The organism is Coprococcus sp. RTP21204st1_G4_RTP21204_210225 (genome assembly GCF_040915385.1).
Classification (GTDB): Bacteria; Bacillota; Clostridia; order Lachnospirales; family Lachnospiraceae; genus Allocoprococcus; species Allocoprococcus comes.
This window is the reverse complement of sequence record NZ_JBCPDP010000004.1, coordinates 49,494-73,728: the sequence shown is the minus strand read 5'-3', so window position 1 is coordinate 73,728 and position 24,235 is coordinate 49,494. Positions and strand designations below refer to the sequence as shown.

Genomic DNA, 24,235 nt, shown 5'->3' with positions numbered 1-24,235 from the left:
TTTATTTCTTTTCTTCTCCTAAGTCCTCCGCATCTTCAGCCTTAAGGAGCATCTCTGTCTTCTCCGGGATCCTGCAATAAAGTTCTGTCATCCTGCGGATCTTTTTCACAAGTTTTTTTGAGATCTCATCCCTATGAAGTCTCCAGATCCAATTACCGCCAAGGGTTGACGGATGATTGATCCTCGCTTCATTACCGAGACAGAGATAATCCTGAATCGGAATGATACAGGTATCCGCCACGCTCGACTGCGCAAGACGGATGATTTCCCATACTGCTTCATTGACACTGAGTTTCTTTCTTCCCATATAGCGAAGTGCGAACTTCTTATCTTCTTTTTTTAATTCTCTGTACCATCCTGCCAGTGTTTCATTGTCATGGGTTCCCGTGTATACTACGCAGTTCTTATCATAATTATGTGGCAGATAGTTGCTAGGCTCTCTGGAATCAAATGCAAACTCCAGAACTTTCATTCCCGGATATCCGGACTCTTCCACCATCCGGATCACACTGTCTGTCAGGAATCCAAGATCCTCTGCAATAATTTTCACATCACCCAGAGTCTCTTTTACCGTCCGGAAAATATCCATTCCCGGTCCTTTTTCCCAATGTCCGAATTCCGCTGTCTGATCTCCGTATGGAATGGAATAATATTCATCAAATCCACGGAAATGATCAATTCGGATCACGTCATAAAGTTCAACACAATGACGGATTCTCTTCATCCACCATGCATATCCTGTCTTTTTATGATATTCCCACTTATAAAGCGGATTGCCCCAAAGCTGTCCGGTTGCACTAAATGCATCTGGCGGGCACCCTGCAACACCAGTCGGAAGTCCGTTCTCATCAAACTGGAACAGTTCCGGATGCGACCAACTGTCTGCGCTGTCGAACGCTACATAAATCGGGATATCACCAATGATCTCAATCCCTTTTTCATTCGCATATGCTTTCAGTGCACCCCACTGTGTTGCAAATTCATACTGCATAAACTTCTGGAACAGGATGCCTTCCCGATTCTCTTTGGCGAATTTTTCCAGCGCCAGCTCATCTCTCAGACGATATTCATCTTCCCATTCACTCCAGCTCTTCCCATCATTCGCGGCTTTGATCTCCGTATAAAGCGCATAATCATCCAGCCATTCTTTATTCTCCTTACAGAATTTCTGAAAATCTGCATCATCTGCGATCTGGCTTCTTTCATATGCTTTTCTTAAGATCTCATACCTGCAGTTATAAATCTTTTCATAATCCACATATCCCGCATTATCACCAAAGTCATATGCCTTACATTCATCTTTTGTAATCCAGCCCTTTTTTATCAGCTTTTCCAGGTCTATAAAATACGGATTTCCTGCAAAAGTTGAGAAAGACTGATACGGCGAATCTCCATACCCTGTCGGACCTAGCGGAAGGATCTGCCAGTAACTCTGACCTGCCTTCTCAAGTGTATCTACAAACTTGTATGCTTCTTTCGAAAAAGCACCTATTCCATATTTTGATGGCAGACTTGCCACCGGCAGTAATATACCGCTTGTTCTCATAATATGCACCTCATATCTTTCTACAGCAACGGTTTCGGTATCGGTATCGGTAACGTTTCCAATAATTGTATTATAAAAGCATTGCATATAAAATGCAATGCTTTTTTTCAACTTTTTCAAAAAATTGGATTTAGTTGTTCTCCGGCTTTTCAACCTGCATGATCGCAGATTTCTGCATCGGGATACGGCAGTTCTTGTTGCTTCCGAATTCAACGATTACGTCTTCATCTGTAATATCAATAACAACTCCGTAAAAACCGCTTGTTGTAAGAACAGTATCTCCTACAGCCAGTTCAGATAACATCAGCTGTACTCTCTTCTGTTCCTTTTTCTGTGGTCTCATCAGTAACCACCAGAATCCTCCGATAATTACAACGTAAAATAAAATAAGTACGATTGGATTATTCATTCTTCTTTCCTCCTGCTAAAATAGACACTGTTACCATCATACACAATAATAGGACATTCATCAAGACATTTTAGAATTTTTTTATCCTAATCTTCTTTTTCTTCCATTTTTGCCAGTGTCTCTTTCTTAAACCTGGCATATCTTCCCTCTTCGATCGCCTCTCTGATGTCTTCCATAAGATGATTATAATAATATAAATTGTGGAGAACGCAAAGCCGCATTCCAAGCATCTCTTTTGCTTTCAGCAGATGACGGATATAAGCTCTTGAATAACGGCGGCAGGCCGGGCACTGACAGCCTTCTTCGATCGGGCGTTCATCCAGTTCAAATTTTGCATTGAACAGATTCAGCTTACCATGTTTTGTATAAACATGTCCATGTCTTCCGTTACGGCTTGGATATACGCAGTCAAAGAAATCCACACCTCTGTCTACCGCTTCCAGAATGTTTGCCGGCGTTCCGACTCCCATCAGATAGGTCGGTCTGGCAACCGGAAGACACGGAACTACTGCATCCAGGATCCGGTACATCTCTTCATGTGTCTCACCAACTGCGAGTCCGCCGACTGCGTATCCATCCAAATCCATCTCTGCGATCTGCTGTGCATGCTCAATACGGATATCTTCATAGACACCACCCTGATTGATCCCGAAAAGCATCTGATGTTTGTTGATCGTATCATCAAGAGAATTGAGTCTTGCCATCTCTTCTTTACATCTTGCGAGCCATCTCGTTGTACGCTCTACCGATGCCTGCATATATTTCCTTTCCGCTACGCTGGACGGACATTCATCAAATGCCATTGCGATCGTAGACGCCAGATTCGACTGAATCTGCATACTTTCTTCCGGTCCCATAAAAATCTTTCTTCCGTCAATATGGGAATTGAAGTATACACCCTCTTCCTTAATCTTTCTGAGTCCGGCAAGAGAAAACACCTGGAATCCGCCGGAATCAGTAAGGATCGGCTTGTCCCAGGCCATAAATTTGTGCAGCCCGCCAAGCTTTTTCACTACCTGATCCCCCGGACGCACATGCAAATGATAAGTATTAGACAATTCCACCTGTGTTCCGATTTCTTCAAGATCTGCGGTAGAAACAGCCCCTTTGATCGCTGCAATTGTTCCTACATTCATAAATACAGGAGTCTCGATCACTCCGTGTACGGTATGGAAGCGGCCGCGCTTGGCGCGACCGTCCCTTTTTATCAGTTCATACATAAAATTGACCTCTCTCTCAAATTTAGTAATGACATACAACCGGTGTTCCGGAATCTACATTGTTGAACACCGTCTCTGCAACATCATACTGTAGGTTGACACATCCGCGTGACCCATGTTCCAGATACCAGTCCCCGCCAAAGTTCGTCTGCCACGGTGCATCATGCAGTCCGATTCCACCGTTAAACGGCATCCAGTAAGTAACCGGTGATTCCCATTCGTAACTTCCATCTTCCTTCTTTGGTCCACGAAGGGTTGTATCTTTTTCTTTGTATTTCAGAATATATACTCCCTGCGGTGTAGCATCTCCTCTGCTTGGCTTACCGGTAACGATCGGTCCCTGTGTCACAATTGCACCATTTACAAAAAGATACATATACTGGTTTGTCAGATCGACTTCAACATAAGTATTCCCCCAGTCTGCTCCGTCATGACTTGCTGCAGTCTGTGAATAATTCGCCTCTCTCGTTACAGTTTCTCCATTGCGGATATTCGCTTCAAGGGCTGCAATCTCGGCAGCTTCATCAATGATCCATCCATAGTCTCCACCTTCAACCGTTGCACTGTTGCCGCCTCCGGTTGTAAATGTTCTCTTTGTCTGGTAAGTGTCATACTTACTCTCCAGCTGCTGTACATATTTTACAACTGCATCACTGTTAAAGGTAACTGCCATGTTATCATCTACCGTTACCCACTGGGAAATCAGATCTTTATCTACAACTTCTGTATTCGAACCAAAAGTATAAGTGACACTTGCCTTCAGATACTTATTCATATCGTCACATGCTTTCTTCACTTCTTCTGACTCGATTGTGTATTTTGGTTCTACATAGCAATCTTCAGCGGTCATGTCAATCTCGCTTTTGAAACCTTCGATTGATTCTTTCACTACCTTTTTGAAATTCTCGGTATCAATCTTACTTCCGGTCTCCCCGGCTTTGACTACATACGAATTGCCGTCATACTCCGGATGTGCATTTACCGGTTCAACCTGCTTATCTGCCTGCATACACTCGAGACCGTTAATCAGGGTATCCAGCTGGTTTTCGTCATATGTAACACCGACTGATGCCGTAATTGTCTGTGTCTTTCCAAGGCAGACCGGCCACAGAAATGCATTCTGCTCTTTTACAAGCTTCTGCAGTTCATCTCCTGCTTTGTACGCAAGAGAAATATCTGTTCCGGCAATCTTCTCTTCTGTTCCGTCTGATTCCTTCATCGTGAGAACATATCCATCTACCTGACTCTTCATGTATGACTCTACTGCCGAAACTGATTTTCCGGAGAAGTTCACACCGTTGATCTTCGTATTAAAATAAAAATGATTCATGAAATATACGGAAAATCCAAGGTAAACAACCGCTGCCACTCCAACCACAGCGCCAACTACAATTTTAACCACTTTACCGGACTTTTCAGAGCCTTGCTTTTTCTTCCGTTTAGTTCTTCTACGCGGCTTTTCCTCTTCTTCATCAAAGAAAGAATCATCAAAAATTTCTTCCTCATCCGGATTGAATGCTTCTGCATCTCCACTGCTTAAAATATCTGCACTTTTAATAACCGGTGGTACTGCTGTCTCTTCTTCATCCCGCCATTCTTCTGCTCCATCCAGATCCAGAAGCCCGGTCTCTTCACGAACTACTTTCTTTTTCCGGCGCGGAGCCTTTTTCTTAACCGGTCGATCTTTGTCTGAGGCTGCTTTATGATCCACACCATCGCCAGATACGTGATGGTCTGAAGGACGTTTTGTTTTAGTGACTTTCTTTTTCCGCGGTCTTTCTTCGCTTTTCTGTTCTTTTTCATTGATGTCCTTCACCTCACTTACAGTCTGCTCTCTGATCTCTTCCATGATTTCATCTACTGTGCTGTCAAGATTTCTTTCGTTTTTTTCATTCATACTTTTTTCACTCATTTATACTATTGACTTCCTTTTTTCACTCAATATGTAGTCATTATAATACGAAGGGGCGTGTAAATACAATACATAACTTTAACTTTCATATTTTTATCACTTGTTGGGATGAGAATCTTCTATTATAATAATGAGGTGATTTGGGGGAATGAATGATTTGCGTTGTGATGACAAATAGAATAAACGAAATGTTTCAAATCCCATCGCGCAAGTGTTCTTCTGCTTTATTGTTCGTTTTTTCATTTTGACTGATTCACAAATTAATTCTTTATAAATAAAAGCTTACAGAAAGGATGGTATATAGTATGGCAGGATCTATTTATGGAAGATTGTTTCAGATTTCTACATGGGGGGAATCGCACGGAAAGGGGATCGGTGTTGTGATCGACGGGTGTCCGGCAGGGCTTTCTCTTTCAGAGGAGGATATCCAGGTTTATCTGGATAGAAGAAAACCCGGACAAAGCCAGTTTACAACCGGACGTAAGGAAAGTGATATGGCACAGATCTGGTCCGGCGTATTTGAAGGCCGGACGACCGGAACTCCGATTTCAATTCTCGTACAAAATCAGGATCAGCGTTCCCGTGATTACGGAAATATTATGAACACATACAGACCGGGACACGCAGATTATACATTTGATGAAAAGTATGGTTTCCGTGATTACAGAGGAGGGGGACGCTCTTCCGGAAGAGAAACTACTGCCAGAGTTGCTGCAGGTGCAGTTGCTGCTAAGATTTTGAAAGAACTTGGCATTGAAGTACATGCTTATACGAAAGCAATCGGTCCGGTATCTGTTCCGGAAAATGAATACCATCCGGAAGAGATTTTCCAGAACCCGATTTATATGCCAAGCAACGCATATGCCCAAAAAGCATCTGCCTATCTGGAAGAATGTATTAAAAATCAGGATTCCTCAGGAGGCATCATTGAATGTGTTGTTACCGGTATGCCGATAGGAATCGGTGATACCGTATTTGAAAAACTGGACGCCAATCTTGCCAAAGCAATGCTGTCCATCGGAGCAGTCAAAGGCTTTGAGATCGGTGACGGCTTTAAAGCTGCAGATACAAAAGGAAGTATCAACAATGATTCCTTCCATACAAAAGATGGAAGGATCACCAAAGACACCAACCATGCAGGCGGTGTCCTCGGCGGTATGAGTGACGGAAGCAAGATCATCTTCCGCGCGGCAGTAAAGCCGACTCCGTCTATTTCACAGCCACAGTCCACCGTCACCAAAGATGGAGAAAACACCGAAATGATCATTAAAGGACGTCACGACCCGGTCATCGTCCCACGCGCCGTCGTAGTCGTAGAATCCATGGCTGCAATCACGATCCTCGATCTGCTCTTCACCAACATGAGTGCCCGAATGGACAAACTCAAAAGCTTCTACGGCACTGATGTGGTAGCCTTATTTTGATATCTGATTTCCAAGATAAAACTTCATGTATATTTTGTATGTTTTATCTGCTATTGTACCGTCAGACTTCTGTTCCATAGAGTTCCTCCTCATTTTTTATAATAACTGTCTGGACTTTGAAATAATTTCTGACACACAAAAAGCCACCTCATCAGTCAGGTGGCTTTTTATAACCGATTCCATTCTCCAATAACATCTTGAAAATATATTCTGATATTCCTATCAGAATTACGATTTCTGTATCACAATGCATCTCTCCCTGCTTTTGCATATTTTCCAAAATGACACTCCATTCAGTATAACATGAAATCAGCAATTTTCTTGTTGCCTTATTACTTCCGCTAACATCGACAGCAGTTTATCAAGCTCAATGGGTTTTGCGATATGACCATTCATACCAACTGCAAGAGCATCTCTCTTATCTTCTTCAAATGCATTTGCTGTCATTGCAATGATAGGTATGCATGCTTTATCCTTATCCGGCAGGCGTCTGATTGCCTGTGTTGCTTTATAACCGTTCATTTTCGGCATCTGAATATCCATCAGGATCATATCATATGTACCTGCCGGCATCTTTTCTATCATATTTACACATTGAATGCCATCCTCCACACGTTCTGTTTTAATGCCGGCACGCTCAAGGATTGCTTCTGTAATCTCTGCATTCAGATCATTATCCTCTGCCAGAAGGATATTCCTGCCTTCAAGGATTTCGCTGCCTGTTCCAGACTCTTCAATATGCTTTTTTACATAATAGCTTTCATCGGCTATCTTATGTTTAAGTGTAACTGTAATGGTGCTGCCCTTTCCGAGTTCACTCTCTACATCTATTGTTCCACCAAGCAGATCAACATATTTCCGGACTATCGACATTCCCAGTCCAGTTCCTGCGATTTTGCTCTTTGTAGTGTTCTGTTCACGTGTAAATGCGTCGAAAATCTTCGTCATATAATCCTGACTCATGCCAATTCCTGTATCACTCACTCTGTTCCTCACGATCGTGTACCCTGGCTCGTCGCATGGCAATTCATCTACGCTCATCATAACAGAACCACCGGACGGAGTATATTTTATAGCATTGCTCAGGATGTTGACAAATATTTCTTTCACCTTGGTAACATCTGTCAGTACATGCTCATGTTCTACATTCATCGTGCAATGAAGCGCAATATTCTTTTTCCTTGCTTTCTCATCAAATACTGCAAACAAAGACTTCCTGACATCTTCAATCCGGCAGTAATTCTCATCAAGTTCCATCCTTCCACTCTCGATCCGGGCCATATCCAGTACATTATTTATAATTGACAGGAGAAGATTCCCCGACTGCTGCATTTTTTCCAAATGTTCTAAGGTTTCAGGCATGTCTTTTCCTTTCAGTTCATCCTCCATAAGCTGTGCATAGCCCAGAATTACATTCATAGGCGTCCGGATGTCATGTGACATATTGTTAAGAAAACGAGTCTTTGCGAGACTGGCATCCTCTGCTTTTTTCAAAGCAATCTCCAATTTATCATTGAGTTTTTGTGTATTATTTGCTGCAAGCTTTGCAACAGTTTCTGCTTTTCTTGCCTTTCGTAAAAGTACGAGGATAATACTAATTATACTGGATGCAAAAAATATTGCCGTAATAAAAAAAGCAATCAGATTATCTTTTACAAAGTCAGAAAATGTTACCTTATCTGCCGTACTGTCATAGATAGCAAGTGCACTTGTAAGCATATCAGACGGCATGGCCTTTAAGGTTTTATTCAGTATTGATAAAAGGCTACCCGCTCCACCTCTTACCGCAAAGCATGCCTCCATTGTTTTTGTAAGTGGAACACTCTTGAAATTTCTACTGTTATCATATATCATCGCCTGGCTTGCTCCCATGAGGAAACAGTCTGCCTTTTCATTCAAAACCATATCTGCTGCATCATCAAGCGAATCACAATTTACCAGCTCCCATTGTGGATAACAGAAAGCAATATGCTGTTTTAAGGCTTCTTTTTCCTTTTGCACAGCTACTTTATACACATTATGCTCATCAAAATTTTCTTCATCAGTTACCGCCATCAGGCTGTAAGTCCAGGCTGTGTTTGTAAGTGCATATCCTTTTTCTTCTGCAAAACAGGGATTTCTGCCGGTATAAAAAATCATGTCAATCTCACGCTCTTGTAAAGCCTGTATCATTTCGTCATAATCATTGTATTCCTGTATATTAAATTCCAGTTTCTGATTCCCCAGACAGTCTTTGGCATAGGATACATATTCTGCCAGCATTCCGGTAAGTTTTCCAGTTTCTTCGTCCATGGAAAATACCGCCGGATCATTGCTCTGAAATCCGATCCGGATGTTACCATGTTCTTCCACCCAGGACTTTTCTTCACCTGTAAGAATCTGACTATATTCAAGCGTAAAATACTTCTTATACAAATCTGCCTTAAAAAATGGACTATCTTGATCTAGCTTGCGCATTGCCCAGTCCAGCTCCGTCTTGATATCGCTGCGCTCTTTATTTATTGCAAAATATATGCCTGATTTGCCAATCGTGGTAACAGATGATATTCCCTGTTCAGACCAGACGGATTCCTCCAAAGATACAAAAGCATCAATCTCATGATTCGCTAATTTCTTTTCGACATCATCGTTATTATTCACATTTACATGCTCTGTATGTATGCTATTCTTATTTTCCCATTCTGTCAGCATAATTTCCGGTTCTGTATCCATGAGCACACCTACTCGTTTCCCGTCCATAGATTTGAAATCGGACATTCCCAGATCCATGTTTGACAAATCAGCATAAAGAATATATTTTTCTTCACCCATCGCTTCATCTGAAAAAAGCATCCTTTGTTCACGTTCATCGGTATAAGAGATATCGCCCATGATATCAATCTCACCATTTTCAAGCTTATCAAAGCAGTTGGACCAGTCACATTTCACGTACTCAAATTTCCATCCGGTATAGCCTGCCAGAGCCTGCAGGAGTTCATACCCATATCCTCGTCTGACACCGTTTTTATCGATATAATCAAAGGTATCTTCAAAGGATCCGATACGGACGATCTGTGACTGTTTTTCATCATTATTCTTTTCAGCGGCCCGGCAGTGTACTGATAATATCATCCACATTCCTAAAATCACAAATATACCTGCAAATAGTACGTCTGATTTTTTTCTACTTTTGTACATTGTTCTTTTCTCCTTAAATCACCAGATTATTACACGTCACAAACCCAAAAATTTCAGCATGGTTGGGACAAGAATATTCATATCAACAGGCTTTGCAACATGAGCATTCATTCCAACAGAAAGACCCTTTTGTGCATCTTCTGCGAAAGCATTGGCAGTCATCGCAATAATAGGGATCCTGGCTTTTTTCGTATCCTTCATCTTTCGGATAGCTAATGTAGCATCATATCCATTCATAACCGGCATCTGGATATCCATAAGGATCATCTTGTAATAATCAGCATCAGCCTTTTCAATCATGTCAATACATGCAACACCATCATTGGCAGTCTCAACAATACATCCTTCTTCCTTCAATAATTCCGTTGCGATTTCAGTGTTGATCTCATTATCTTCGACCAGTAAGATCCGAACACCGTTCAAACAATTCTTATTGCTCAAATTACTGTTTTTCTTCACCAGAGAATCGTCTTCTGACGCTTTTCTGCAAGGAATAGTTACTGTAAATGTGGAACCTTTACCCTGCTCACTTTTCACTTCTATTGTGCCATCCATGAGCTCTACAAGCTTTTTTGTAATGCCCATTCCGATGCCGCTGCCCTCAATATGACTGGATGTAGTGTTACGTTCTCTTTCAAAAGTTTCAAAAACACGCTTTTGGAATTCTTCAGACATACCAATTCCATTATCGGTAATACTAATGATCATATTGCACCAGTCTTCTTTTTCACAGGATTTCTGTACAACATTACAGGATATCCAACCTCCTGTATTTGTATACTTTATTGCATTGCTTATTATATTAAGACAGACTTCTGACAGGTGAGGTTCATCCATATACACATATGGATACATGATTTGTTCTGTCAAAGAGATCGTCTGATTTTTACTTTCTGCCTGTTGTTGGAACATAATGACACAATTTTCAAAGCACTCATGGACATTTGAAACAGTGTATTCCATCTCAACCTTATTATTCTCAATTCTTGCAAGATCTAAAACATTACCAAGCATCGACAAAAGTTCTTTTCCGCATATTTGGATTTCTTCAAGATATCTGCCAAGCTTATCTGTTTCCTGCAAATGTCTGGATGCCAGTTCTGCATAACCAATGATTGCATTCATAGGAGTTCTGATATCATGAGACATATTTAACAGAAATGATGATTTTGCTTTGTTTGCACATTCCGCTTTTAATTTAGCTTCCCGCAATTCTTCCTCTTGTTTTAATTCCCTCAATTTTTCATCTGTCACATCTCTATTTGCAAACAACACGGATGTCACATTTCCATTTTTATCATAACTCTGAGGAACAACCATGGAAAGAAACCATGATCCATCCTTCTTTTTGAATTCGGAAGACATAGATTCTTTATTATGAAGACGTGCCGCCATGGTTTGTATGTCAAAAAATTCCATATACTTCTGCACAAATGGTTCTGCTATAATATCTTCGATAATCTTGAACTGAGGATCCCAATCTGAAGTATTCTCTTTAATACCCATATCCATTTCTCGAGATCTTTTAACAAGTTCTATCTTCTTTGTTTTTAAGTTCAGCCTTGAGATATGATAATAAGCAGTACCTAATGCATGAAGGGCCTGCCGGGTTTTTTTGACCTGCTCCCCCAATGCGAGAGGGAACTCTTCACCGTCCATCTGTTCCAGATCCGGTGTTGAATGATGCAGATGCTGAACCATCCATTTTCCATTCGTCCACTTATAGATAATCGTAAATCTTGTCTCCATTTTAAAACAGATTGAACCATCTTTAAACAGACCAGTAAAATCTACTGTTCCATGTGCAAGAACATGGTCATCATCAAGTCTTTCTTCTTCCTGATGTAAATTTCTTACTTCGAGTCTGATTTTCCTCTTCGTTTTACATCAAATTTGAATGATTCTAAAAACTCATGCAGATTCGTGAATAACTCATGTTTCCCAGTTCCAATCAGACTGATATTTTCATCAAAATAATTTTCTATACCAAGATTATTTACTGATCCGGCATTAATATATATTTTCAAAAGTTGTTCTGTGAGTTTTTTAAAATCATCCATACGCTACCCTCTCTTTAAAAAAACTTAATTGTCAAAATATCCAATGATCCCGATGTATCCATCCTTCTTTAAAGGCGACCATAATAATTGAATCCTCTGACTCGGACTGGCTCTGACCGATAGCAGTCATCAAAATAAGTACACCGTGATTGTTTCTGCATCTTCTTTTTCCGCTAGTTCAACAATTCATGAATTACCTTTTCCAGTAAATTTCCATCAACAGGCTTGGAAATATGCTCATCCATCCCTGCTTCTTTTGCTCTTATTCTGTCCTCTGTGAATGCATTTGCTGTCATTGCAATGATCGGTATTTCCTTGGCATCCTCTCTGTCCATAGAACGGATCCTCTTTGTGGCATTATAACCATTCATGACTGGCATCATGATATCCATCAGAATCACATCAAATTCACCAGGTCTGCTTTTTTCAAATATTTCAACAGCCTCCAGTCCATTCCATGCTTTGGTCACTTCAGCGCCTTCATTCTGAAACATAAATTCTGCAATTTCCATGTTCAGCTCATTATCTTCCGCCAGAAGAATGTGCAGCCCCTTTATCGTTTTTTCTGATGCATCCTTCTGTTCTTTCCGTTTATCCGTAGCCAGATCTATTCTGAATGGAACCCGGATCACAAATGTTGTCCCAACACCTTCTTTACTTTTAAACATAATGGTTCCACCCATTTTTTCAACCAGTTTTTTGGTAATTGGCATTCCCAGACCTGTTCCGGCAAATTTTGTGCGGCTTCCTGCATGTTCCTGTGCAAATGGTTCAAAAATATGTTTTTGGAACTCTTCTGCCATTCCGATTCCGGTATCCCGGCAGACAAATTTCATTATCGCCGTTTCTGGCTGTTCGGATGGAATTTCTACGCAGCTGATATAAATATGTCCGTTTTCTCTGTTATATTTCACCGCATTCGACAGAATATTCATCATCACACGTTTCACATACCCCGGACTTCCGATAAGATTCCGGTGTATGATTTCTTTTTTCTCCCACGCAATCCGAATATTCTGTTCTGCTGCAATCTGTTCAATCACAACAAATACTTCCCTGAAAATACCGCTCAGATTGAATGGTATTTCTTCCAGAATCACTTCATCTGACTCCAGCTTACTCATATCCAGGACATCGTTTACCAGTTCCAGAAGCAGATGAGAGGCCTCTTTGACTTTTGCCCTGCATTCCGTCTGTTTTTTCATATCGTCTGCATAATGATCTGCCACATTGAGCACGCCGCAAATTCCATTAATCGGAGTCCGGATATCATGGCTCATTCGCTGAAGAAACTCTGTTTTTGCCTCATTGGCGGCTTCTGCCTTTTTAGCTGCTATCAGAAGTTCTGCTTTATATTTTTCATCTTTTTCCTGTTCCAGTTTCTGATGTGTCAGATTGGTTTTATATGTCCAGAACCAGAATAAACCGAACATCAAAAAATAAAGAAAAATAACACTCATCACATTTAATGGAAGGTTGTGGAATACTTCCGTATCCAGAAGATATGCATAGATATAATAATCACGCTGCTTCAGCATGATTCCGTAACATCCGATTCCTTCTTTCTTAAAATGATAGATATGTTGACTGTCTGTATGCTTTTTCATTGCCCGAACCACTTCGTTGTCGGCTGTATTCTGCCCCAACAGGCTCTCATCATTGCAGGCAACAACTGTCCCATTGTCTGTAACAAGAATCTTTCCATCTTTCTGAGTACTATAACCGTTTAAAAGCCTCTGTATCGTCAGTGTATAGTTTCTGGCAAATTCAGGAGAAGTGTAATAGTAGATTGCGACGATGCCCGGTGCATCTTTTCTGGCACAGGCTGCAATATCGATATGTGCCCCATCTTCCCTGGTAAACCGTTCCGAATAGCTTCTTTCTTCATATCCGGCAAAATCCATGATGATGTCTTTTTGCAGATACTCCGTAATCTCATTAGTCAGAGACTCATCTGTGCTGTATTCACAGTCCGTCTTTCCATCTGCATCCAATACAAGGATACCATCCACCCAGAGAGTCTGCAGATTTCCCTTCAGAAAATCCCGGCTTAGCTGCCCGCCGTTTTCTGTTTCCGTTTTAATATTTGTACTCATCTGTCTGGCACTTTCAATCGCACGGAGGAGACTTTTGGATTCCGATGATTCATTATAATGGGTGTAGGTGGAACACTGCACTTTCACATAATTTACAATCTCCACCATTCTTTTCTCTGCTTCCGCTTTTTCTGAGTGGAAGAAATAAAACAGGGAAACTACCGCCACACAGATTCCAAGCAGACCGCCGAGCAGCTGGATTCGTTTTTCTTTTTTCTTAATATCCAAGATCATCCACCTCCAGATACTTCTGGGGATCATCCAGATATTTTTCAATGATTTTCAGGGATGTGCCATCCTGGCGCATTTCTTCCAATGTCTGTTCCATCTGCTCACAGATTCCTCTGTCATCATCTTTTGCAAAAGCAACACCTATTCCGGTGATCATCAGAGGCTCTTCCAGGATACGGAAGCTTGTATCATAATCCTTCATATACTGGACAACAGATTCCTCATGTGCGGCAACTGCATCCACATACCTTTTCCCCAGAAACGTATAGATCAGTTCCCGGTGTCCAAGACTGATCAGATTGCCCAGTTTTGGGATTCTCTCATCCATCCTGTCCAGAAAGATACCTTCCGGTTTGGTTGTGGACTGGACAGCCAGATTCTTTCCCTCCAGATCACTCAACTTATAGATATCGCTGCTCTCGTTTACGGCTACCACCTGTCGACTTGCTATGTATGGTCCTGCCCAGCGGTAATCATCAAGGCGTCCTTCCATGGAAAAGCAACCCATGATACAGTCAATCTCTCCGCTTTCTACCAATTCTTTTTTCTTCTCCCAGTTGATCTGGACAACATCCACCTGATATCCCATTCTTTTGAAAGCTTCTGTAGCAAGTTCTACATCTATGCCCGTAGGTACACCATCCTCATTCAGATAATTGTATGGTGGGTAGTTATCGTTGCCGAGTGTAATGACCGGCTTTTCTGTTTCTTCTCTGGTGTTATCTATGTTTTTACACCCTGCCAGGGTGACTGCTAAAATTTCCGCAAGCAGAATGCCTGCAATCACTCTTTTCCCTTTCATTTTCCGCCTATTCCTAACTATCCTTTTCGTTTTTTTCATATATCTATGAAATAAAAAAACACTGTCCTACAGACAGTGCATCTCATTTCATGCAACTGGCTGCCATTTTACAGGCCCTGTAGCTTTGCGTCCCAGATTTTCATCTGGTTTGCCGATCATCCTATTATAGTTTTTAAACTTATGCAAAAATATTGATGTTATTATACTCCCACAATCTATCGTGCATAAGAAAAACCTCACCGCTTTAACGCTGAAAAATAAAAAAGAACAGCCGATACATATACTCGAACTGTTCTCCTACTTCCAAAGTCCACGCAGCATTGACATTACTGTTTCCTGCGTCATGATTCTCTCAGTGACGACTGGGAAATTCCCGACAACTGCGATAATCTGTATTTACTGATATCACGCTTCTCACATAAAGATGTTATTTTATCTGCGATATACTTCTCTATCTGCAAGTAACTATACCTCATTTCTGTTATTACATGTTCTTATTGTACTTGTAATAGCAGAAAAATATTAGTTATCAATTTTACAAGTAATTAGTTTTATTATAGGAAGTACATTCGTAAAATAAAATTTGAAGATACTTTCGTTTCTGCAAAAGTCTTTTTCGCTTATATTATCTTAATAATATCACAGACAGCTACGTTTGCCACATAAAAGTTTGGAAACTCAAACAAAAAAGTAACCATTTAGCCCAATGTCATTAAGCCTTGACTTTTTATTTGCGGACTACTTATAATCCTTTTACAAACTCAACTGTATTTTTTATATCTTCCTCATCCGGATGTCCTTTTGCAATACCACCTACCATTTTAAATGGACCAAATGTGTCATAACCCTTGCATCCGAATTTTCCTATCACTTTAGAACGCTTCTCATCCAAAATCTGCTCTATGGATTTATAATTCGCACTTCCACCATAAGTACAGATCAGAAATACCTTTTTATCGTCCGGTAGATTCTTCTCTGCAAATCCCAATATCGACTGATGAAATTTTGAAAAATAGATTCCTGATGCAAATCCAATCATATCATAACTGCTCAGATCTACATCTGGCTGTTTTACAGCATCAATCAAATCGACCTGGCATTCTTCTGCTATGCCCTTTACTAGTTTTTCTGTATTTCCATGATGTACAGATGCATATACGATTGCTTTTCTCATTTGTTTTCCTTTCTGCCTGTCTCCATTGTTTTAGTATTCTTTTGAAATTTCTCCTGTACCATCATGAGCATTTTTTCAAAAGACTGTGCAAACCTTACATCATCTTCTTCTGTTCGTTTTTTCGGTCCCTTGATATGATTCTTATGGGAACTTCTTCTGGCTTTTTTATTCAAATGACGTTCCATGAGCATCTGATCAATATTGTCATTCGTGTACCATTTGCCCGATTGATGAATGGCATAAGCACCTTTTCCCAGTGCCATTGCTACAACACCATAGTCCTGTGATACGACAATATCTCCTTTATGGCAGATACTAATCAGTTTATAATCTACTGCATCTGCTCCTGCCCCTACTACAATCACTTCGCTATAATCAGAATACAAAATATGATTCGTATCACACAGCAATGTAGTTGGAATATTATATTTCTCTGCTATTGTCTCGATAATACCTACTACCGGACATGCATCTGCATCTACAAATATCTGCACTAGTGCCTCTCCATTTCTTTTTAAATCTATAATCTACTACAATAGAATTATACCACTATTCCCCCTTTTCACCAAACACTATTCTAGCACCACATCCCGCCGCTGACACTCTCATAGCAGAACCATTCCCATAACTTCCGTATGGCTTAGGATTTCTTTCTCTAAACCAATACCTGAATCTTCCACCATAACCTGCATATGGATATCTTTTTCCCCAATCCTGCATGTTAGTTACTACCGCTTCTTCTATTTTCTTTACTATAGCTTCCGTTCCGACTGCAAGAAGAGCTTCTCCAACTGCTATTGTCATAACAGAATCATCTGTAAAGCTACAGCCTTTACTAAACAAATCAAACTTTTTTGTAATTAACTAAAATTAGTCAATTCTTACCCGTTTTTTATTTTTCAAAAAAGCCTCCATTTTCCTTATAAAACGGTTGCTTTTTCTCTAAACTATAGTATAATAAACCTTGTCGTGTGTATAGAAATACTAAACTCTAGGTTTATTTTTATTTTTACAAACAATTTACAGAAAGGAGCTATTTATGAACATCGGACAGAAAGTAAGGGAGCTCCGTATTGCGAAAAATCTTACCCAGGAAGAACTTGCAGACCGGAGTGAGCTTTCGAAGGGATTCATTTCCCAGCTGGAACGGGATCTTACTTCTCCTTCTATCGCCACACTGGTTGATATTCTGCAGTGTCTCGGCACCAATCTGAATGAATTTTTCAGCGATGACGAGGAAGAACAGGTTGTCTTCGGTGATGAGGATTATTTTGAAAAAAAGGATACTGATCTGAAGAATACGATTGAATGGATCATTCCGAATGCCCAGCGCAATATGATGGAACCGATCCGTCTTACCCTGGCTCCGGGCGGTGCAACCTACCCGGATCTTCCACACGAAGGTGAGGAATTCGGATACGTGCTTCAGGGTTCCGTCAAAATCCACGTAGGCAATAAGGTCTACAAAGCTAAAAAGGGAGAATCCTTTTATTTTACTCCCCACGCAAAGCATTATATAGAAGCATCGTCTTCTTCCGGGGCACGCCTGATCTGGGTCAGCACTCCCCCAAGTTTTTAAGTACACAGGAGGATTATACATATGCCAAACAAACTGATTGACATTGTTGGTGTTTCCAAATCATATGGAGACAATCTGGTTCTGGACGACCTGAACCTTTATATCAGAGAAAATGAATTTCTCACACTTTTAGGACCTAGCGGCTGCGGAAAGACAACGCTTCTGCGTATCCTCGGCGGATTCGAAAATCCGGACTCCGGAAAAGTAATTTTCGATGGAAAGGACATTACATCCCTTGCACCGAATAAACGGCAGCTCAACACTGTTTTCCAGAAATATGCGCTTTTCACCCATATGACCATTGCTGAAAATATTGCTTTTGGTCTAAAGATCAAAGGGAAATCAAAATCTTACATCGATGATAAGATTCATTATGCATTAAAACTGGTCAATCTGGAAGGTTACCAGAACCGTTATCCGGATTCTTTAAGTGGGGGACAGCAGCAGCGTATTGCCATCGCCCGCGCCATTGTAAATGAACCAAAAGTTCTTCTTCTGGATGAACCTCTCGGTGCCCTGGATTTAAAGCTCCGCCAGGACATGCAGTATGAACTGATCCGTTTAAAAAATGAGCTGGGAATTACATTTATCTACGTTACCCACGATCAGGAAGAAGCCCTCACCATGTCTGACACGATTGTTGTCATGAATCAGGGATACATCCAGCAGATCGGTACACCGGAAGATATCTACAACGAACCAGAAAATGCTTTCGTAGCCGACTTCATTGGCGATAGCAACATTTTCAATGCCATCATGGTACGCGATAAGCTGGTCAATATTGTCGGTGCCGAATTCCCGTGTGTGGATACCGGATTCGGAACCAACAAACCGGTCGATGCGGTCATCCGTCCGGAGGACATCGATCTTGTAAAACCAGAAGAAGGCACATTAAAGGGTGTCGTTACCCATCTGATTTTCAAAGGAGTCCACTATGAAATGGAAGTCCTTGCCAACAACTATGAATGGCTGGTACACAGCACCGATATGTTCCCGGTTGGCACTGAGGTTGGAATCCATGTTGACCCGTTTGATATTCAGATCATGAAAAAACCGGAATCTGAAGATGAGGAGGCTGCAGGAATTGAAGAATAGCAAACGTCTCCTGGCAGGGCCATACCTTTTCTGGGCAGTTTCTTTCATTATCATTCCTCTGATCATGATCTTCTATTATGGTCTGACTGACAATGACGGAAATTTCACCTGGATGAACCTTGCCAAAATCACAACACCTGAGAATTTAAAGGCTCTGGGGCTTGCACTTCTACTTGCATTTGTCAGCACAGTGATCTGCCTGATCCTTGCCTATCCTCTGGCAATGATCCTTGTCGGAAGAAATGTAAACCAGTCCAGCTTCGTAGTACTTGTTTTCATCCTTCCGATGTGGATGAACTTTCTGCTCAGAACTCTTGCATGGCAGAACCTCCTGGAGAAAAACGGTGTCATCAACTCCGTTCTCCATTTCTTCGGGCTGCCTTCATGGAACATTATCAACACACCGACAGCGATCATCCTCGGTATGGTCTACAACTTCCTGCCGTTCATGGTGCTGCCGATTTACAATGTACTTGTAAAGATTGACAAAGATGTTATTTCCGCAGCCAGAGATCTCGGTGCCGGAAATATCCAGACATTTACCAAGATCATCCTTCCGCTTAGTGTTCCGGGTATCATCAGTGGAATCACTATGGTATTTGTACCTGCGCTTACAACCTTCGTCATTTCCAACCTCCTCGGTGGAAGCAAAATCCTTCTGATCGGAAATGTCATCGAACAGGAATTCCAGCAGGGAAGCAACTGGCATGTAGGAAGTGGACTTTCACTTGTCCTGATGATCTTCATCATTGCAAGTATGGCTCTGATCGCCAAATACGATAAAGACGGGGAGGGCACAGCATTCTAATGAAAAAGAAATTACAGAATTTATATTTACTGCTGATCGTGATCTTCCTCTATGCTCCGATCATGACACTGATGGTTCTGTCCTTTAACAGTTCCAGAACCCGTGCCAAATGGGGCGGATTTACCGGAAAATGGTATGTATCCCTTTTCCAGGATGAAGCGATCATGAGCACCTTATACAACACCCTGATCATCGCACTTCTTTCTGCGCTGATTGCAACCGTGATCGGAACTTTGGCTTCCATTGGAATCCAGAGTATGAACCGCAAGTTTCGTACCTTTATGCTGGGTGTCACCAACATTCCGATGCTGAACGCAGACATTGTGACTGGTGTATCTATGATGCTGTTGTTTATCGCATTCCGTATGAACATGGGATTTTCGACAATCCTGATTGCACATATAACCTTTAATATCCCGTATGTCATCCTAAGTGTCATGCCAAAACTAAAGCAGACCAACCGGCGGACCTATGAAGCTGCACTGGATCTGGGTGCTTCCCCGATCTACGCTTTTTTCAAAGTCGTATTTCCGGATATCCTTCCAGGAATTCTTTCCGGTTTCCTGCTTGCATTTACCATGTCGTTGGATGATTTTGTGATCACCCACTTTACCAAAGGACCTGGAATCGATACCCTGTCCACCAAAATTTACAGTGAAGTACGAAAAGGAATCCGTCCGGAAATTTACGCACTCTCAACGATCATGTTTGTAACGGTGCTCTTCCTTCTCTTCCTGGTCAATTTAAAACCGGAAAAAGAAGTTCACGAAAAAGACGGCACGATCCGCAAGCCATCCCGTGCACGCCACACGATGCGTCTCGTCGTAACACGTGTCGTACCGGCACTGCTCGTGATCGTCATTACAGCCGGAGGATTTTTCTACAATTCAAAGACAAAGATTTCCGGCGCCGAAAAGGTAATTGTCTACAACTGGGGCGAATATCTGGACCCGGATGTCCTGGATATCTTTGAAGAAGAAACCGGTATCCAGGTAGTTTATGAAGAATACGAAACCAATGAGATCATGTACCCGAAGGTGCAGTCCGGCGCCATTTCCTACGATGTGGTCTGCCCTTCTGACTATATGATCCAGCGTATGATTGAGAATGATCTCCTCGCCGAGATCAACTGGGATAATATTCCGAATATCAAAAATATTGGACAGACTTACATGGATCAGTCCAAAGCATTTGATCCGGAAAATAAATACTCTGTTCCTTATTGCTGGGGAACTGTCGGGATCCTTTACAACAAAACCATGGTAGACGAACCAATTGATTCCTGGTCTGTTCTCTGGGATCCAAAGTACAAGGACAGCATTCTGATGCAGGACAGCGTCCGCGATGCATTCGGTGTTACCTTAAAATATCTTGGATATTCCCTGAACTCAACCGACCTGGACGAGCTGAACGAAGCGAAGAATCTTCTGATCAAACAGAAACCACTGGTTCAGGCATACGTCGTTGACCAGGTGCGTGACAAGATGATCGGAAACGAAGCAGCCATCGGTGTTATTTACTCCGGTGAAGCCATTTACACACAGAAAGAAAATCCAAACCTGGAATACGTGATCCCGAAAGAAGGATCCAATATCTGGATCGACTCCTGGGTAATTCCGAAGAATGCAGAGCATAAGGAAAATGCAGAAAAGTTCATCAACTTCCTCTGCCGTCCGGACATCGCACTGAAGAACTTTGAGTACATCACCTACTCGACTCCAAATGAAGCAGCACGGGAACTGATTGAAGACGAGTCCATCCGCAACAGCAAGATTGCATTCCCGGATGCAAGCGAGCTCTCCGGATGTGAGACCTTCAAATTCCTTGGAGATAAAAACGATGCTGTCTACAATGAATTATGGCGGGAAGTGAAATCAAAGTAATGTGGGAAAGAATTCTGAATTATACAATAACCGAACAGAAAACTTCCAATATCCATGAGTTTTTAAAAGCTCATGGATATTCTTCTTCTCTGATCCGGGCAATCAAAGAGGATACGGAAGGAATCCGTCTGAACGGGGAACCGGTACTGGCGCGCACTCTTCTTACTCCCGGCGACCAGCTTGCCATCCGGATTACCGAAACAAAATTCTCCGAAAATATTGTTCCGTCAGATCTGCCTCTTTCGATCGTATATGAAGATCCGGACCTGCTGGTCATCAATAAACCTGCCGGAATGCCAATTCACCCTTCCCAGGGAAATTATGACAACACACTTGCCAATGCCTGTGCCTGGTATTTCAAAGAGAAAGGCGAGCCTTTTGTCTACCGCTGCATTAACCGACTTGACCGGGACACCACCGGTCTTCTGATTATTGCCCGGCATCTTTACAGTGCCTCTCTCCTCTCTGCCATGATGGCACGCCGGGAAATCCACCGGGAATATCTGGCACTTGCCACGGGAATCGTCCCGGAAGACGGAATCATCACTGCTCCAATTGCCAGAAAAGAGGGTTCTACCATCGAGCGCATGGTCGATTTTAAACATGGTGAATACGCCTGCACCCATTACCGCAGGCTTTCCATCACAAATACAGATCCGGTCTACTCTTTGGTTGCCTTAAAGCTGGATACCGGACGCACTCATCAGATTCGGGTGCATATGAATTACATCGGTCATCCGCTTCCGGGAGATTTTCTCTATAATCCGGATTACAGCCATATCAGCCGTCAGGCACTGCACTCACATCATCTGCGTTTCCGGCATCCAATCACAGGAGAAGAAATGCATTTCACAGCGCCTGTGCCTGAAGATATGTTACTCTGATAAATATATTTAAGTGATCCCCATCCCCGGCACATAATACTCTTTTTATGGAAGAATTTTCCATATGTATTTTCCGGTCAAACAGAAGAAGAGCTCCTGAGAGAACAAAGATATTCATTCTCCCAGAAGCTCTTCTTCTGTTTATTTCTTATTTCTGACGACGGATCACACTAAAAAAACAGCGGAACGGATTCAAACTGCCCCTATAATCTATATTGGTCTCTTACCATGTGACCAGCTTCAACATTCTACAAATCGAAACATCCGCCTCCAATAAATTCCCTCAAAATCGAATTCTGCGGAACATACTCACTTCCGATCCCCACAAAATAATCCAGGAATTTGAGCAGTCTCTTCGCCTCCTGATATTCGGCGCAGTCCTTCTCAATTCCGAACAGGATCGGTTCTGCATAAGCTTTCAGAACTGCCAGCTCATAAAGAAGAGCTGAATTGAACATCACATCCGCGTCTTCCTGATACGGGAAAATATTGTTCTCTTCCCCTCTTCGCACCGACTGCCACATAGCGATCGTCTGCTTTGCCGAAGTACCTCTGGTTCTTGCATCACGCACCATCCGGCGGATCAGACGTCCATCTGTTGATGCGATCCGGTTATGCTCATCGATATTCAGCTGGGTCAGTGCACTGATATAGATCTTGAATTTATTTTCTTTTGGCAGATCATGGGTCAACGCATCATTCAGACAATGAATGCCTTCGATCACCAGAATATCCTGCTCACCAAGCTGCATATAATGTCCGTTATATTCCCGTTTTCCGGTCTTGAAATTGAACGTCGGAAGCTCAATCCGTTCTCCTGCAAGCAGCTTTTTCAGATCGTGATTAAAAAGTTCCACATCCAGTGCTTCCAAACACTCATAATTCGGCTTTCCTTCTGCGTCCAGCGGTGTATCCACACGGTTCTTAAAGTAATCATCCACCGAAATCGGATGCGGGACCAGACCGCTTACCCGGAGCTGGATGGAAAGCCGTCTGGAAAATGTAGTCTTTCCTGACGAAGAAGGACCGGCGATCAAGACAAACTTTTTCTGCGGATTTCCTGCAATCTGCTCTGCGATCTGCGCAATCTTCTTCTCCTGCATTGCCTCCTGTACCAGAAGCAGTTCCTTTGGATTGGCGCTGCCGCCTGTCACATAATCATTCAGTGCCCCTACCGTCTCAATTCCAAGCATGTCACCGCCACGCGTAGATTCCTTCAGCACATGGAACAGCTTATTCTGTGGCTGAAACGGAGGTATCTTTTCCGGTTCAGCTGCCTCCGGCATCTGCACTACAAATCCCTCATCATATAAATATAATTTAAAATATTTCAGATAGCCGGTTGATGGAACCATATAGCCGTAATAGTAGTCCTCAAATTCATTGATACTGTAAATATTGACTGTAGACACTCTGCGATACCGGAACAAACGCTCTTTATCCTTCATACCGTACTTGCGGAACATTTCAACCGCTTCATCGGTATGAACCGATCTCTTCCGGATTGAAAGATCCATATCTGCCATTTCATGCATCCGTTCTTCAATCCTTGCAAGCAGTTCCTGATCCAGCTTCTGATCTCCTTTTATTGTACAATAATACCCTTTATCTACAGAAAAATGGATTCTCACCTGTTCTATCTTATCGTGTCCGATTGTATCATATACTGCCTTCACCAGCAGAAAACTTACACCACGGCGATAGGTAAGATTTCCAATTGTCTCGCCTGTCGTCACAAAATGGAGCGTACAGTCCTTTTTCAGCTTCTTTCCAAGCTCCTGAAGCTTTCCATTTACATATACAAGAACAATATCATGTGGGTATCTTTCCTGATATTCCCCGGCAATCTGCAGATATGTGGTTCCTGCCGGAAAACTTCTCTCTTCCCCGTCAATCTGTACTTTGTACATCTGCTGTTCCATATTTACCGCCTTC

Annotated in this window: 19 protein-coding genes and 1 riboswitch; of the genes, 6 read left to right on the top strand and 13 right to left on the bottom strand. The window is 42.0% G+C overall.

What is annotated here, in order from left to right; all coding sequences use genetic code 11:
* Position 1: 1 nt before the first annotated feature.
* The 4 genes from malQ to AB5213_RS04915 all read right to left on the bottom strand — a co-directional run bounded on the left by malQ (position 2) and on the right by AB5213_RS04915 (position 5,087).
* A complete protein-coding gene (gene malQ, locus AB5213_RS04930) occupies positions 2-1,546 on the bottom strand; it encodes a 4-alpha-glucanotransferase (RefSeq protein WP_177999156.1) in 1,545 nt (514 codons plus the stop codon).
* Positions 1,547-1,676: 130 nt separating this feature from the next.
* Positions 1,677-1,955: a preprotein translocase subunit YajC gene (gene yajC / locus AB5213_RS04925; protein ID WP_008374927.1), complete on the bottom strand. Its 279-nt coding sequence runs from the start codon at positions 1,953-1,955 to the stop codon at positions 1,677-1,679.
* A gap of 86 nt (positions 1,956-2,041) precedes the next feature.
* Positions 2,042-3,175 (bottom strand): tRNA guanosine(34) transglycosylase Tgt, encoded by a 1,134-nt coding sequence (tgt, locus tag AB5213_RS04920; protein WP_022220357.1) that lies wholly within the window; start codon positions 3,173-3,175, stop codon positions 2,042-2,044.
* 22 nt (positions 3,176-3,197) lie between these two features.
* On the bottom strand, positions 3,198-5,087 hold the full coding sequence (locus AB5213_RS04915) for a peptidoglycan binding domain-containing protein (protein ID WP_215633980.1): 1,890 nt from the start codon (positions 5,085-5,087) through the stop codon (positions 3,198-3,200).
* Positions 5,088-5,392: 305 nt separating this feature from the next.
* On the opposite strand from AB5213_RS04915, the gene aroC reads away from it, so the two are divergent.
* Positions 5,393-6,511 carry a chorismate synthase gene (gene aroC, locus AB5213_RS04910; protein ID WP_215633981.1) on the top strand — a complete coding sequence of 373 codons (1,119 nt, stop codon included), beginning with the start codon at positions 5,393-5,395 and terminating at the stop codon, positions 6,509-6,511.
* Positions 6,512-6,820: 309 nt separating this feature from the next.
* Here aroC and AB5213_RS04905 read toward each other — a convergent pair whose 3' ends face one another.
* From AB5213_RS04905 to AB5213_RS04870, 8 genes are all read right to left on the bottom strand, one after another.
* Positions 6,821-9,688 (bottom strand): transporter substrate-binding domain-containing protein, encoded by a 2,868-nt coding sequence (locus AB5213_RS04905; RefSeq protein ID WP_368276390.1) that lies wholly within the window; start codon positions 9,686-9,688, stop codon positions 6,821-6,823.
* 36 nt (positions 9,689-9,724) lie between these two features.
* Positions 9,725-11,437 (bottom strand): ATP-binding protein, encoded by a 1,713-nt coding sequence (locus tag AB5213_RS04900; protein WP_252198730.1) that lies wholly within the window; start codon positions 11,435-11,437, stop codon positions 9,725-9,727.
* 104 nt (positions 11,438-11,541) lie between these two features.
* Positions 11,542-11,748: a hypothetical protein gene (locus AB5213_RS04895; protein WP_252198731.1), complete on the bottom strand. Its 207-nt coding sequence runs from the start codon at positions 11,746-11,748 to the stop codon at positions 11,542-11,544.
* A gap of 173 nt (positions 11,749-11,921) precedes the next feature.
* On the bottom strand, positions 11,922-14,078 hold the full coding sequence (locus AB5213_RS04890) for a response regulator (protein ID WP_368276389.1): 2,157 nt from the start codon (positions 14,076-14,078) through the stop codon (positions 11,922-11,924).
* Complete coding sequence (locus AB5213_RS04885; protein WP_215633984.1) at positions 14,062-14,877, bottom strand: ABC transporter substrate-binding protein; 816 nt, start codon at positions 14,875-14,877, stop codon at positions 14,062-14,064. Before AB5213_RS04885 ends, AB5213_RS04890 begins: the two co-directional genes overlap by 17 nt.
* An 87-nt stretch (positions 14,878-14,964) precedes the next feature.
* Positions 14,965-15,040, bottom strand: a riboswitch (cyclic di-GMP riboswitch).
* A 579-nt stretch (positions 15,041-15,619) separates the two neighbouring features.
* The gene (locus AB5213_RS04880; protein ID WP_055246930.1) at positions 15,620-16,051 is read right to left on the bottom strand and encodes a flavodoxin family protein; all 432 of its coding nucleotides are present in this window, start codon (positions 16,049-16,051) and stop codon (positions 15,620-15,622) included.
* Positions 16,048-16,545, bottom strand: coding sequence for a YaiI/YqxD family protein (locus AB5213_RS04875; protein WP_215633985.1), 498 nt, complete (start codon positions 16,543-16,545; stop codon positions 16,048-16,050). The genes AB5213_RS04880 and AB5213_RS04875 overlap by 4 nt, the downstream gene beginning before the upstream one ends.
* Positions 16,546-16,600: 55 nt before the next feature.
* Entirely contained in the window at positions 16,601-16,855 is a 255-nt protein-coding gene (locus AB5213_RS04870; protein WP_215633986.1) for a hypothetical protein, read from the bottom strand.
* Positions 16,856-17,090: 235 nt separating this feature from the next.
* Here AB5213_RS04870 and AB5213_RS04865 point away from each other — a divergent pair, with 235 nt between their 5' ends.
* The 5 genes from AB5213_RS04865 to AB5213_RS04845 are packed head-to-tail and all read left to right on the top strand — an operon-like array spanning position 17,091 to position 22,300.
* A complete protein-coding gene (locus AB5213_RS04865) occupies positions 17,091-17,630 on the top strand; it encodes a helix-turn-helix domain-containing protein (protein WP_008374904.1) in 540 nt (179 codons plus the stop codon).
* 21 nt (positions 17,631-17,651) lie between these two features.
* Positions 17,652-18,725 (top strand): ABC transporter ATP-binding protein, encoded by a 1,074-nt coding sequence (locus tag AB5213_RS04860; protein WP_022220521.1) that lies wholly within the window; start codon positions 17,652-17,654, stop codon positions 18,723-18,725.
* The gene (locus AB5213_RS04855) at positions 18,697-19,533 is read left to right on the top strand and encodes an ABC transporter permease (RefSeq protein ID WP_195368189.1); all 837 of its coding nucleotides are present in this window, start codon (positions 18,697-18,699) and stop codon (positions 19,531-19,533) included. Before AB5213_RS04860 ends, AB5213_RS04855 begins: the two co-directional genes overlap by 29 nt.
* Entirely contained in the window at positions 19,533-21,416 is a 1,884-nt protein-coding gene (locus tag AB5213_RS04850; RefSeq protein ID WP_195509105.1) for an extracellular solute-binding protein, read from the top strand. The genes AB5213_RS04855 and AB5213_RS04850 overlap by 1 nt, the downstream gene beginning before the upstream one ends.
* Positions 21,416-22,300: an RluA family pseudouridine synthase gene (locus tag AB5213_RS04845; RefSeq protein ID WP_055246944.1), complete on the top strand. Its 885-nt coding sequence runs from the start codon at positions 21,416-21,418 to the stop codon at positions 22,298-22,300. Before AB5213_RS04850 ends, AB5213_RS04845 begins: the two co-directional genes overlap by 1 nt.
* Before the next feature lie 248 nt (positions 22,301-22,548).
* Here AB5213_RS04845 and AB5213_RS04840 read toward each other — a convergent pair whose 3' ends face one another.
* Positions 22,549-24,222, bottom strand: a complete 1,674-nt coding sequence (locus tag AB5213_RS04840; RefSeq protein WP_173691926.1) for a nucleoside kinase — start codon at positions 24,220-24,222, stop codon at positions 22,549-22,551.
* Positions 24,223-24,235: the final 13 nt, after the last annotated feature.

Coding starts and splice junctions, on each gene's coding strand:
- AB5213_RS04855 (WP_195368189.1), top strand. CDS start 18,697: ATGAGGAGGCTGCAGGAATTGAAGAATAGCAAACGTCTCCTGGCAGGG.
- AB5213_RS04860 (WP_022220521.1), top strand. CDS start 17,652: ATGCCAAACAAACTGATTGACATTGTTGGTGTTTCCAAATCATATGGA.
- AB5213_RS04865 (WP_008374904.1), top strand. CDS start 17,091: ATGAACATCGGACAGAAAGTAAGGGAGCTCCGTATTGCGAAAAATCTT.
- AB5213_RS04845 (WP_055246944.1), top strand. CDS start 21,416: ATGTGGGAAAGAATTCTGAATTATACAATAACCGAACAGAAAACTTCC.
- yajC (WP_008374927.1), bottom strand. CDS start 1,955: ATGAATAATCCAATCGTACTTATTTTATTTTACGTTGTAATTATCGGA.
- AB5213_RS04890 (WP_368276389.1), bottom strand. CDS start 14,078: ATGATCTTGGATATTAAGAAAAAAGAAAAACGAATCCAGCTGCTCGGC.
- AB5213_RS04880 (WP_055246930.1), bottom strand. CDS start 16,051: ATGAGAAAAGCAATCGTATATGCATCTGTACATCATGGAAATACAGAA.
- AB5213_RS04905 (WP_368276390.1), bottom strand. CDS start 9,688: ATGTACAAAAGTAGAAAAAAATCAGACGTACTATTTGCAGGTATATTT.
- tgt (WP_022220357.1), bottom strand. CDS start 3,175: ATGTATGAACTGATAAAAAGGGACGGTCGCGCCAAGCGCGGCCGCTTC.
- AB5213_RS04850 (WP_195509105.1), top strand. CDS start 19,533: ATGAAAAAGAAATTACAGAATTTATATTTACTGCTGATCGTGATCTTC.
- AB5213_RS04895 (WP_252198731.1), bottom strand. CDS start 11,748: ATGGATGATTTTAAAAAACTCACAGAACAACTTTTGAAAATATATATT.
- AB5213_RS04840 (WP_173691926.1), bottom strand. CDS start 24,222: ATGGAACAGCAGATGTACAAAGTACAGATTGACGGGGAAGAGAGAAGT.
- AB5213_RS04885 (WP_215633984.1), bottom strand. CDS start 14,877: ATGAAAGGGAAAAGAGTGATTGCAGGCATTCTGCTTGCGGAAATTTTA.
- malQ (WP_177999156.1), bottom strand. CDS start 1,546: ATGAGAACAAGCGGTATATTACTGCCGGTGGCAAGTCTGCCATCAAAA.
- AB5213_RS04870 (WP_215633986.1), bottom strand. CDS start 16,855: ATGACAATAGCAGTTGGAGAAGCTCTTCTTGCAGTCGGAACGGAAGCT.
- AB5213_RS04900 (WP_252198730.1), bottom strand. CDS start 11,437: ATGGAGACAAGATTTACGATTATCTATAAGTGGACGAATGGAAAATGG.
- aroC (WP_215633981.1), top strand. CDS start 5,393: ATGGCAGGATCTATTTATGGAAGATTGTTTCAGATTTCTACATGGGGG.
- AB5213_RS04915 (WP_215633980.1), bottom strand. CDS start 5,087: ATGAGTGAAAAAAGTATGAATGAAAAAAACGAAAGAAATCTTGACAGC.